The 11754-nt window shown below is 65.2% G+C and carries 10 protein-coding genes; 7 read left to right on the top strand and 3 right to left on the bottom strand.

The features are described from left to right. Nucleotides 1-7: 7 nt before the first annotated feature. The 3 genes from AC56QP_RS17010 to AC56QP_RS17020 all read right to left on the bottom strand — a co-directional run bounded on the left by AC56QP_RS17010 (nucleotide 8) and on the right by AC56QP_RS17020 (nucleotide 2639). A complete protein-coding gene (locus tag AC56QP_RS17010) occupies nucleotides 8-997 on the bottom strand; it encodes a transketolase family protein (protein WP_489858879.1) in 990 nt (329 codons plus the stop codon). Next, entirely contained in the window at nucleotides 994-1767 is a 774-nt protein-coding gene (locus tag AC56QP_RS17015) for a transketolase (RefSeq protein WP_489858878.1), read from the bottom strand. Before AC56QP_RS17015 ends, AC56QP_RS17010 begins: the two co-directional genes overlap by 4 nt. A gap of 77 nt (nucleotides 1768-1844) precedes the next feature. Then, nucleotides 1845-2639: an SDR family NAD(P)-dependent oxidoreductase gene (locus AC56QP_RS17020; RefSeq protein WP_489858877.1), complete on the bottom strand. Its 795-nt coding sequence runs from the start codon at nucleotides 2637-2639 to the stop codon at nucleotides 1845-1847. A gap of 117 nt (nucleotides 2640-2756) precedes the next feature. Between AC56QP_RS17020 and AC56QP_RS17025 the strand changes: the two genes are divergently transcribed. The 7 genes from AC56QP_RS17025 to AC56QP_RS17055 all read left to right on the top strand — a co-directional run bounded on the left by AC56QP_RS17025 (nucleotide 2757) and on the right by AC56QP_RS17055 (nucleotide 11720). Then, nucleotides 2757-3977: a mandelate racemase/muconate lactonizing enzyme family protein gene (locus AC56QP_RS17025; RefSeq protein WP_489858876.1), complete on the top strand. Its 1221-nt coding sequence runs from the start codon at nucleotides 2757-2759 to the stop codon at nucleotides 3975-3977. A gap of 138 nt (nucleotides 3978-4115) precedes the next feature. Further along, entirely contained in the window at nucleotides 4116-6506 is a 2391-nt protein-coding gene (locus AC56QP_RS17030) for a thiamine pyrophosphate-dependent enzyme (RefSeq protein ID WP_489863574.1), read from the top strand. Nucleotides 6507-6539: 33 nt separating this feature from the next. Then, nucleotides 6540-7550: a C-terminal binding protein gene (locus AC56QP_RS17035; RefSeq protein WP_489858875.1), complete on the top strand. Its 1011-nt coding sequence runs from the start codon at nucleotides 6540-6542 to the stop codon at nucleotides 7548-7550. Continuing rightward, a complete protein-coding gene (locus tag AC56QP_RS17040) occupies nucleotides 7547-8275 on the top strand; it encodes an E3 binding domain-containing protein (protein WP_489858874.1) in 729 nt (242 codons plus the stop codon). Before AC56QP_RS17035 ends, AC56QP_RS17040 begins: the two co-directional genes overlap by 4 nt. Before the next feature lie 82 nt (nucleotides 8276-8357). Next, on the top strand, nucleotides 8358-9128 hold the full coding sequence (locus AC56QP_RS17045) for a GntR family transcriptional regulator (RefSeq protein WP_489858873.1): 771 nt from the start codon (nucleotides 8358-8360) through the stop codon (nucleotides 9126-9128). A gap of 294 nt (nucleotides 9129-9422) precedes the next feature. Beyond that, complete coding sequence (locus AC56QP_RS17050) at nucleotides 9423-10487, top strand: sugar ABC transporter substrate-binding protein (RefSeq protein ID WP_489858872.1); 1065 nt, start codon at nucleotides 9423-9425, stop codon at nucleotides 10485-10487. A 165-nt stretch (nucleotides 10488-10652) separates the two neighbouring features. Next, nucleotides 10653-11720, top strand: coding sequence for a substrate-binding domain-containing protein (locus AC56QP_RS17055; protein ID WP_489858871.1), 1068 nt, complete (start codon nucleotides 10653-10655; stop codon nucleotides 11718-11720). The last annotated feature ends 34 nt before the right edge of the window (nucleotides 11721-11754 follow it).

Below are 11754 nucleotides of genomic sequence, written 5' to 3' on the forward strand. Positions count from 1 at the left end.
CAGAACCCTAACTGAGCGCGGCTATCGTCGCGATGACGGCCTCGGTCGTCAGGCCGTATTTCGCTTGCAAGGTCGGCACCGCGCCGCATTCGATGTAGCGGTCGGGCAGGCCGATGCGCGTCACTGTCTTCGCAAGGCCGGCATCGAACAAGGTCTCGACGACCAGGCTCGCCAGACCACCGACGACGACATGATTTTCCGCCGTGACGATATGGCTGACACCGGCCGCGAATTCGGCCACCGCTTCGGCATCGAACGGTTTGATGGTCGGCACATGCAGCACGCCGGCGGAAATGCCCTGTTTGCGCAAGGCGTCCGCCGCGTCCAGTGCCCGCTCGGTCATGAAGCCGGTCGAAATGATGCCGACATCCGAGCCGCCGCGAAGCCGCCTCGCCTTGCCGATCTCGAAGTGGTACCCTGGCTCGAACACGACAGGCACGCTGCCGCGCAGCAGCCGCATGTAGACCGGGCCCTGATGCTCGGCTATCGGTGCCGTCGCGGCCTCGATCTCGGTGGCATCGCAGGGATCGATGATGGTCAGGCCGGGGATCATGCGCATCAGCGCCAGATCCTCGATCGCCTGATGCGTGCCGCCATAGCCGGTGGTGAGGCCGGGCAAGCCGGCGACGATCTTGACGTTGAGGTTGGAGTGGGCAAGCGCGATGGCGACGAAATCATAGGCGCGCCGCGTCGCGAACACGCCATAGGTGGTGGCGAACGGCACCTTGCCGGTGCGCGCCAGTCCGGCGGCGACGGCGACCAGATTCTGCTCGGCCATGCCGACATTGAAGAAGCGGTCCGGGAAGGCATCGCGGAACGGCACTATGTCGGTGTATTTGCCGAGATCGGCGGTCAGCCCGACAATGTCTGGATGGCTCTGGCCAAGCCGGGCCAGAGCGCGGCCGAACGGTGCCTCGACATTCTGCCGGCCGCCGCCAACAGCTTCGTCCTGACCCATGGCCAGCGTGCGGCCAGCCTCCATTGCCGCGCCGCTCACTGGCCCGCTCCCGTGCTTTTCTCGAACTCGGCGATGATGCCGTCCCATTGCGCCACGTCGACACGGAAGAAGTGCGATTTCTCGCTGCTCTCGATGCGCGGCACGCCCTTGCCGGGCAGTGTGCGCAGCACGATCGCCTTCGGCTTGCCGTTGCGCTGACGTGCACCGGCCAGCGCGCCGACTATCGCCGTCATGTCGTTGCCGTCGATCTCCGATGTTTCCCAGCCGAAGGCGCTCCATTTGTCGGCGACCGGCTCCATGTCGAGCACGACAGGCCCGTCGGCCTGGATCCCGTTGCAATCGACAAGCGCCACCAGCCCGTCGAGCTTGAAATGGCTGGCCGACATTGCCGCTTCCCAGGTAGAGCCTTCCTGCATCTCGCCGTCGGACAGCTCGACGAAGACACGCGCGTCGGAGCGGTCGATACGCAGTCCGAGCGCATGGCCGACACCTTGCCCCAACCCGTGCCCGAGCGAGCCGCCGATCATTTCGACGCCGGGCGTGGTGTCGAGCGTCGACATCTCCAGCCGGCTGTTGTCGGCGCCATAGGTGGTGAGTTCCTCGACCGGAATGATGCCGGCCTCGGCCAGCGCCGCCCACAGCGCGATGGAATAGTGACCGGTCGACAACAGGAAGCGGTCGCGGTCGGGCCAGGCCAGATTGTGCGGGTCGTAGCGCAGTTCATGGAAATACAACGCGGCCAGCGCATCGGCGATGCCGAGGCCCTGGCCGATATAGCCCTGGCCCTGGCCGCGCGCCATGGTCAGCATGTGGCGGCGCAGCCGCGTCGCCTTGCGTTCGAGCGCGCCGACATCGGCGGTGCCGGGAGGAGTTGCGCAGCATCCGATCAGTCCTTGTCGAGCCCGCCCGACATGTTGAGCCGCTCGGCGGTCATGTATTTGGGCGAATCGAGGCAGAGCCAGACAACGGCCTCCGCGACTTCCGCGATCTCCGCGCGGCGGCCAAGCGGGATGCGGCGCGTGCGCTCGTCGAGAAAGGCCTGCAGGTCGTTGCGGCCGTTGGCGCGGGCGAGATCGGCCTCGGTCGAGCGCTGCATCTCGGTGTCCATCATGCCCGGCGCCAGGCTGTTGACCAGTACGCCGTAGGGCGCGAGCGCTACCGCCGCGGCGCGGGTGATGGAATCGACGCCGGCCTTGCTCGCCGTGTAGGCGGTGTAGTCGGGCAGCGCCATGCGCGAACCGGGTGAGGTGATGTTGATGATGCGCCCCGAACGCTGCTCGCGCATCACCCGGCCAGCCGCCTTGCAGGCCATGGCAAGCGCGGTGACGTTGAGCGCCAGCGTGCGCGTCCAGGATTTGTAAGTGGCGTCGAGGAACGGTTCGATCACACCATAGCCGGCATTGTTGACAAGGATGTCGATGCCGCCCCAACGCGCGACCACTTTTTCGACCGCTGCCTCCGGCGCGCCTTCCCTGGTGAAGTCGCCGATGATGGTCTCGGCCTCGGCGCCTTTCTCCCGAACCAGGCGAGCGGTCTCGGCCGCGCCTTCGGCGTTGATGTCGGCTATGGCGACTGCGCAGCCTCGGGCCGCCAATTGTATCGCCACCTCGCGGCCGAGGCCGCCGGCGGCGCCGGTGACCAGCGCTCTGCGCGGCGCGGTATCGAGAATTTCGGCAGGCAAGCGAGCACCCTCCCGGTGGCCATCTTGACGGGATTGATACCGGTACCATAAATGGCTGTCAACGGGGATGTGCTATTGTCCGCCGACCGTTCGGCCTGGCGGTACAGGGAGTGAAAAATGAAAGTCGTCGCGCTCGAAACGCTGCAGCTGGCGGAGTTCCCGTTCCTGTTCTGGCTACGCGTCCACACCGATGCCGGCCTGATCGGCACCGGCGAGACATTCTGGGCGCCAGGACCGGTCGCCTCCTACATCCACGACAATGTCGCCACCTACCTTCTGGGCAAGGATCCGCGTGACATCGAGCTGCATGACCGCACACTCGGCAGCGTCTATGTCGGCGCCCGCGATTCCGGCGCCGAGGTGCGCGGCAATTCCGCCGTCAACATCGCGCTCTGGGATATATATGGCCAGGCGCTCGGCGAGCCGGTCTGGCGGCTGCTCGGCGGCCGTACCCACAAGACCGTGCCGATCTACAACACTTGCGCCGGCTACAAGCATGTCCGCGCCACGAAGAAGAACGCCCTGTTCGAGCGCGGCGAGGATTGGTCGCTCAAGGCAGGCGATTCGAACGAGGGCCCGTATGAGGATCTGCTCGCCTGGCGCTACAATGCCGGCGACCTCGCCAAAAGCCTGAAATCCGAAGGTATCAAGGCGATGAAGATATGGCCGTTCGACATTGCCGCCGAGGCGTCGAACGGCACGCGCATTTCGCTTGCCGATCTCGACAAGGCGCTGGAGCCGTTCCAGAGGATCCGCGACGCCGTCGGCCGCGACATGGAGATCATGGTCGAACTGCATGGGCTGTGGACCTTGCCGCCGGTGCTGCGCATCGCCGAGGCGCTGAAGGCGTATGACGTTGCCTGGCTGGAGGAGCCGATCCGCTACAACGAGCTCGACGCGATGGCCGAGCTTGCCCGCCACACCTCCATTCCGGTCGCCGCCAGCGAAAGACTGGCCTCGCGGCAGATGTTCAAGCAGCTGATCGACAAGCGCGCCGCTTCGGTGATCATGATCGACCTCGCCTGGTGCGGCGGCCTCAGCGAGGCGCGCAAGATTGCCAACATGGCCGAAGCCAGCGAACTGCCGGTGACCTTGCACGACTGCACCGGGCCGATCGTCTATGCCGCCAGCTGCGCGCTGTCCGCGACCTTGCCGAACGTCAATTACCAGGAAGCCGTGCGCGCCTATTTTACCGGCTGGTACACCGAGATCGTCATCGACATTCCGCTGGTCAGCGATGGGCAAGTCGCGCCGCTCGAGGGACCGGGCCTTGGTCTCAGCCTGCGGCCGGAGCTGTTCCAGCGGCCCGACGCCACGGTGCGCATCACCAGAATCTAGCGGCAATACAGGCTCTGTTCGGAGCCAGTAGACATTATGCTATTATAATCTATTATCAGCCGAAGCGAGCGACCAACAAGCTCGCCGCCGGCATCATGTCGCCCGGCGCCAGACGGATTCAGGGAGGCTTTGGTGGCAATGTCTGCGGCGCGCACGCGCGAGGATTCCAAGAGTGCGCCAAATCTGCCTGACCGGAAAATCCTGCTCGACCTGTTCGAGCGCATGGTGCTGTTGCGCCGCTTCGAAAGCATCGCCCAGATCGCTTGCCGCAAGGGCGAAACGCCGGGCTTCCTGCATCTTTATATCGGCGAAGAGGCGACGGGCGTCGGCGTCTGTGCGCATCTGCGTCCGACTGACTGGGTCACATCAACCCATCGCGGCCATGGCCACGCGCTGGCCAAGGGCGCCAACCCTGGCCGCGTGATGGCCGAGCTGTTCGGCAAGGTCGGCGGCATCTGCGGCGGCCGCGGCGGCACCATGCATCTCTATGATCGCTCGGTCGGCCTGTTCGGCACCAATGGCATCGTCGCCGCCGGTATCGGCCATGCCGTCGGCATCGGCATGAGCGCCCGCCAGCAGGGCCGCGACGACATCGGCGTCGCCTTTTTCGGCGACGGCGCCGCCAATCATGGCGGCTTCCACGAGGCGCTCAACTTCGCCGCCGTGCAGCGCGCCCCGGCGGTCTTCGTCTGCGAGAACAACCTTTACGCCACCGCGACGCCGCTCAAGTCCGTCACGCTCAATCCCGAAATCGCCACCAAGGCCGCGTCCTACGGCATGCCCGGCATTGCCGTCGACGGCAACGACGTCTTCGCCGTCTGGCTGGCCATGAAGGAAGCCACCGAGCGCGCCCGCGCCGGCAAGGGTCCGACGTTGATCGAGGCCAAGACCTATCGCACCGTCGGCCACCATGAGGGCGATCCGGTCATCGGCACTTACCGCACACAGGAGGAGCTCGATGCCTGGATCAAGCGCGATCCGATCGACATGTTCCGCAAGAAGCTGGTCGAGGAGTACGGGGTCGCCGATGCCGAGGCGCTGGCGGCCATCGAGTCACGAATGGAGAAGGTGGTCGAGGAAGCGTTGACCTTCGCCCGCAACTCGCCCGAGCCTGACCCGGCAACGGTCCGGCTGCACGTCTTTGCCGATCCGATCAATCCGCCCGCCGCCCTGCAGCCGCGCGCCGCCGGCGAGACCCGCACGCAAGGCTGGCTCGAGGCGGTGCGCGACGGCATTGCCGAGGAAATGCGCGCCAATCCGGCGATCCTCTATTTTGGCGAAGGCACCGGCGAACGCGGCGGCAGCTTCGCCCACACCAAGAATCTCTGGCAGGAGTTCGGCGCCGAGCGCATGGTCGACACGCCGATTTCTGAACAGGGTTTCACCGCCGCCGCCGTCGGCGCCTCGGCCACCGGCGCGCGCACCGTCTCGGACCTGATGTTTGCCGACTTCGCTTTCGAGACCGCCGGGCAGATCTTTTTGCAGGCGGCCAAGCTGCGCTACATGACCAGCGGCTTGATGAGCGCGCCGATGGTGGTGCGCGTCGGCGCAGGCGCGCTGCGCAGTTCCGGTCCGCATCACAGCGGCATCTATCATCCGGTCTTCGCCCACATGCCGGGCCTCATCGTCTGCGTGCCCTCGACCCCTGCCGATGCCAAGGGCCTGATGAAGACGGCGCTGCGGGCCGGCGATCCCGTCATCATGCTCGAACCCAAGGCGTTGTTCGCCTCCAAGGGCGAGGTGCCCGTGGGCGAACATTACGAACCGTTCGGCGTCGCGCGCATCGCCCGGTCCGGTGCCGACATCACCATCGTCGCCGCCGGCCAGATGGTGCAGCGGGCGCTGGAGGCCGCCGAGACGCTGGCCGCCGAAGGCATCGAAGCCGAGGTGATCGACCCGCGCACCATCATGCCGCTCGACATCAACACCATCGTCGCCAGCGTCCGCAAGACCCATCGCCTGCTCATCGTCGACGAAGCCTGGGCGATGTGCGGCCTTGGCGGCGAGATCGCGCAAGCCATCAACGAACTCGCCTTCGACGAACTCGACGCACCGCCCGGAAGGCTGCACACGGCGCCGACTTCGCATCCCTTCGCGCCGGTGCTGGAGCGAGCCATGCTGGTGGACACCGCTCGCATCGTCCAGGGCGTGCGCGACGTCATCGCTGGCCAGCCGCCGGTGCCGGATCACTGGTACACGGTTGGCCTGAAAAGCGCTGCGCCGGCTAAGCCTGCGCCTGCTCCGGCCAAGTCGCAGCCCACCCTGCCAGCGATGTCTGCTCCCACTGCCGGCGACGACGAGCCAATAACGATGCCGTTCGGCGATCTCACCGTCAGCGAAGGCACCGTCATAAAATGGCTGAAGGCGGTCGGCGATGCAGTCAAGGAGGGCGAACTGATCGCCGAGATCGAAACCGACAAGGCCGTGGTCGAGATCGAGGCCCCGGTCAGGGGCACGCTTGTCGCAATCGACCAACCGGTTGGCGCCGTGGTGCCAATGGGCGGCCGCATCGGCGGCATCAGGAAATAGACCACCACCAGATATGAAATCCGAAGGGCAAGCATGAAGATCCTGTGCGCCAACTGGCAAGCCGCCGACGAGGCCGAACTCGAACGCGAGCATTATCCCGACATCGAACTCATCCTGGCCCGCTCGACGAATGACAAGGCTGCCAGCCTCGATCCTGCAATCTGTCGGTCGGTCGATGCCGTCATCAACTATTCGCCGACCCACAATGTCGCGGCCGCTCCGACCGCCTTTCCCAAGGCAAGGATCGCGGTGCGCTCGGGCGTCGGCTTCGACAACATCGACACCGCGGGCTGGGGCGCGCGCAATATCCCGGCTTGCAATGTTCCGGACTATGGCACGACCGAAGTCGCCGACCACGCCATCGGGCTGATGCTGGCGCTGACGCGCGGCACCTCCGCCTATGGCGCGGAGCTTTCCGGCAACGGCGCCGAAGGCTGGCATTTCTCCAAGGCGCCGTTGGTGCGCCGGCACAAGGGTGCCATCTTCGGCATTGTCGGGCTCGGCCGCATCGGGCTTGCCACTGCCCGTCGCGCCGCCGCTTTCGACATGAAGGTGGTGTTCCACGACCCGCATCTTCTGTCCGGCGTCGACCTCTCGACCGGCTACGAGCGGGTCCATTCGCTGGCCGAGCTGATGGGGCGGGCGGATGTGGTGAGCGTTCACACGCCGTTGACCGAGGAAACCCGCAAGCTGCTTGGGGCGGCTGCCTTCGCCGCCGCCAAGCCGGGTCTTGTCCTGGTCAACACGGCGCGCGGCCCGATCGTCGATCTCGACGCGCTGGAAGCGGCGATGCGCGACGGCACCGTCGCCGGGGCCGGGCTGGACGTGCTGCCGAACGAACCGGGCGATCTCGACCATCCGCTGCTGGCGGCATGGCGGCGCCGCGAGCCTTGGATCGCCAACCGGCTGATCGCCACCCCGCACGCGGCCTTCTACAGCCCGGCGGCGATGCGCGATCTCAGGCTGAAATCGATCGAAGTGGTGCACGCCTACCTCGCCCAGGGCCGGCTCACCAACTGCGTCAATTCCGAGTATCTGAAATGAACATAGCGGTCGGCCAAACCCGGCGTTTGGCGGCGTCGCCCTATGCGCGCCGCCTGGCGCGCGAGCGTGGCCTTCCCCTCGAGACGCTCCGTGGCAGCGGTCCAGGCGGACGTATTCTGGCCGTCGACGTGCGGGGCTTCGTCCCGGTTCCCACCCCTGTAAATTCGCCTGATATCATCGCCCCTGCTGCCGCGCCATCTGTCGCCGCGCCGCGCGTGGCCGCTTTCGCCGCATCGCTCGCGCTGGACGCGCTGCGCGACCTGCTGGTAGCGCTGGAGAGCACCGGGAAAGTGTTCGACATCGACGACGTGCTGCTGTGCGCGGCGGGTCGTGCATTCGCTGAAACTCCCGAGGCCGCCAAGCTCGCCGGCGCGCCGGTGGCTCTGGAACTCGCCGGACGGCAAGCGGTCTTCGTGGCTGCCCCGCAGGTTACCTTGACGTCACTGCGCTCGACACGGCTTGAGGCTCTGGCCGACACCCATGACGACGCGGAAAAACCGGCCGAGCTGTCCTTGCGGCTCTTGCCGGCGAGCGACATCCGGCCGCTGATGACGCCGCTTCTGCCGGGCCGCGCGATGCGCCTGACCGTCTGCGTCGCCGCGGGAGGTGACCATGCCGAATGCCTGCTCACCACGGATGCGGCAAGCCTTGACGAGGCGGCCGCGGCCGCGTGGCTCGCCGCCCTGAAATCGGCGATCGAACATCCGCTCCGGCTCTTCGTCTGATGGTCCGCATCGTCGGCTGCATCGCCTAGCCTCGGGGCAATGAAGCTATTATAAAAGCTTCGACACAGGCGCGACGAGGCTCATGGATCACTCCGTTCCCACCATCGATAGTCTTCCCCGGCGCACACTCGGCCGCTCGAACGGGCCGCTTTACCGCCAGCTTGCCGACATCCTGCGCGAGCCGATCGGCAACGGCACCTTCCCCGTCGGCGGTGAACTGCCGAAGGAGGCGACCATTGCCGAGCATTTCGGCGTCAGCCTGATCACCGTGCGCCAGGCCTTGCGGGACCTCGAGGCCGACGGGCTGATCAGGAAGCGGTCGGCGAAACCAGCGGTGGTGACGGCGCGCAATCCGTCGGTCAACCTCAGCTGGAAATTCAAGAACTTCGCCGACATGGCGGCCTTCACCAAGGATGCCGAGCTGACGGTGAAATCCTATCGCAAGGAGGTCTCCCCGGTGCTTCAGCGCCATTTCGGCATGGGCAAGGACGAGGCGGGCTACTGCTTGCGCGGCATCCTATCGGTGGGCGACCAGAAGAAGGCCCAGATCACCAGCTATTTCCCGCCTTCTGTCGGTGCGAAGCTGAAGCGGGACGATTTTTCCGACGTGCTGATCTTTCGTTCGGTGCAACGGCATCTCGGCCTGCGGCTGGACGTCGCGCATGTCACGGTCCGCGCCGAGATCGCCGACGAGGCCATCGCGGAAGACCTCGGCATCGCGCTGGGCAGTGCGGTCCTGAGCGTGGAGATGCTCTACCAGTCGGCCGACCAGCAGAGCATCGAGTTCACCATCGCGCGGCATCCTGCCGATCTCTTCAGCATCAGCTACGACGCGCCGAACGACCTCGCCTGACCCCTGACCGGCGCGATTGTCACGCCGATTTCGTCGTCTCGGCCATGGACAGCTTTATAAAATTATAATAGCATCATAGCTAGGATGGAGGCTGCGTCGGGAACCGCGATCGAACGTGGATGCGCAGCCGCATCCGACGTCGAGCATTCGCCTGGTGCGTGTCGCCCAAGTGCGCAGTGGTTCTGGGGCAACGGCATGCACAAACAAAGTCTGTCCATAAGGGGGTGTGCCGCGAAGGCACTTGATAGGCGGCGGCGTTCGCGCGGCTGACACCAAACACGGGAGGAGGAAATCATGAAAGCAGGCGCATTCTTCGCCGGCCTTGCGGTGATCGCGACGACTTTGCTGTCGATCGATGCCGTGCCGGCCAACGCACAGGACAAGAAGCCCTACACCATCTATCTGTCCAACAATTTCGTCGGCAACGACTGGCGCCAGCAGATGTTGCGCAGCGCCGACATCGCGGTCAAGAAGCCGCCGCTTGCCGGTCGCGTCGACCTCAAGGTCGAGGTGGTCGAGACCACGGTCCAGGCGCAGATCAATTCCCTCAACAACATCATTCGCAACAAGCCCGACGCCATCGTGATCGACGCGGGCTCCGGCGAAGCGCTCAACCCAACGATCGAGAAGGCCTGCAAGGCCGGGATCGTGGTCATCGCCTTCGACCAGATCGTCAGCGCGCCCTGCGCCTACACGATGGAGTCCGACTGGGGCCGCGCACCGCGCGTCGAGGCCGAATGGCTGGTCAAGAAACTCGGCGGCAAGGGCAAGATCCTCGTTGACCGTGGGCTTGCCGGTGCTCCGATCTCCGCCCAGCTGCAGGGTGGTTTCGAGGAAGTCATCAAGAAATATCCCGGCATTGAAGTGGTCGGCTATTTCAACGGCGACTATGCACTGGGACCGGAGCAGGCCGGCGTCGCCAGCTTGCTGGCGGCGCACCCGCAAGTCGACGCCATCTTCGTCCAGGGCTACGGCGCCGGAGCGATCAAGGCGCTGCAGGATGCCGGTCGCCCGATCGTTCCCATCACCGGCAGTCCGTTCAACCTGACGACGACGACCTGTGCGCAGACCCAGGGCGCCCAGTGCATTCTTGCACCCAACCCTGCCTATCTGTCGGCCGAGGCCTTGAAGCTCGCGGTGGAGATACTGGATGGCAAGAAGCCAGCCGAGAAAAAGTTCCTGCTGCGCAATGCCTTCCTCACCACCGATCCGGTCCCGTCGGAATTGTATCCCGATGCGACCATGCAGAAGATAGAGGTCGGCAAGAACGCCTTTCCGGACATGGCTCCGGGCCTGTTTCTTCCAGTCAGCCCGGACTGGGTTGAAATCACCCCGGCCGAGGCCGCCGGCTCGAAATGACGATGCCTGCCGATCGGTGACGAAATGGTCGCCTCCAGGCCTCTCCAATGCGCCTTGGCTTAAATTGACAAGGCGCATTGGTACCGGTATCAATTTACACGCAACACCCACCAAGATGGCGAAGTCCGTCACCGGCTGATGCAGGAAACGCAAGGAGGAGAGATCATGAAACTGAAGACAATTTGCGCCGGACTGGCAAGCCTTGCCGTGTCCGCGATCGCCATCGGCACGGTGCCTAGCCACGCCGAGGACAAGAAGCCCTACACCATCTACCTCTCGAACAATTTCGTCGGCAATGACTGGCGCCAGCAGATGGAGCGTGTCGCCACCGTGTCGGTCAACAAGGGACCGCTGAAGGGCCGCGTCGACCTCAAGATCGAGAACGTCGAGAACACGGTCCAGGCGCAGATCAACTCGCTGAACAACATCATTCGCCAGAAGCCGGACGCCATCCTCGTCGATGCCGGTTCGGATTCGGCATTGAACCCGACCATCAAGAAGGCCTGCGACGCCGGCATCGTCGTCATCAGCTTCGACCAGGTGGTGACCGAGCCCTGCGCTTTCGCCGTCGCCTCCGACTGGGACCGCATCCCCTCGGTCATGGCCGAGTGGATGGCCGTGCAGCTTGGCGGCAAGGGCAACATCATCCTCGACCGCGGCCTTGCGGGCGCGCCGATCTCGGCGCAATTGCAGCAGGGCTACGAGAAGGTGCTGGCCAAATATCCCGACATCAAGGTCGTCGGCTACTACAACGGCAATTACGCGCTCGGGCCGGAGCAATCGGGCGTCGCGGCCCTGCTTGCCGCCAATCCGAAGATCGACGGCATCATGACGCAAGGCTATGGCTCCGGCGCCATCCAGGCGCTGAAGGATGCCGGCCGGCCCATCGTCCCGGTCGTCGGCTTCTCCTACAATGTCGCCGCGCTTACCTGTGCGCAGACGCAAGGCGCCAAGTGCATCCTCGGCTCGAACCCGGCCTATCTCTCTTCGGAAGCGATCAAGCTGGCGGTCGACATTCTCGACACCGGCAAGAAGCCGGCCGAGCGCTCCATCTCGGTCAAGGGGGACTTCGTCACCACCGACCCGTTCGAGTCCAAGCTTTACCCCGGCACCAAGATGATCAAGATCGCGGTCGGCGAAAATGCCTTCCCCGACCAGGCGCCCGGCCTGACGCTGCCGATCACGCCCGACTGGGTCGAGATCACCGCCGCGGAAGCCGCCGGCAGCAAGTAACATCTGTCACCGCGACCCTGTCTCCCGGCATCGC

The sequence above is a fragment of the Mesorhizobium sp. RCAM 05104 genome (genome assembly GCF_059683645.1).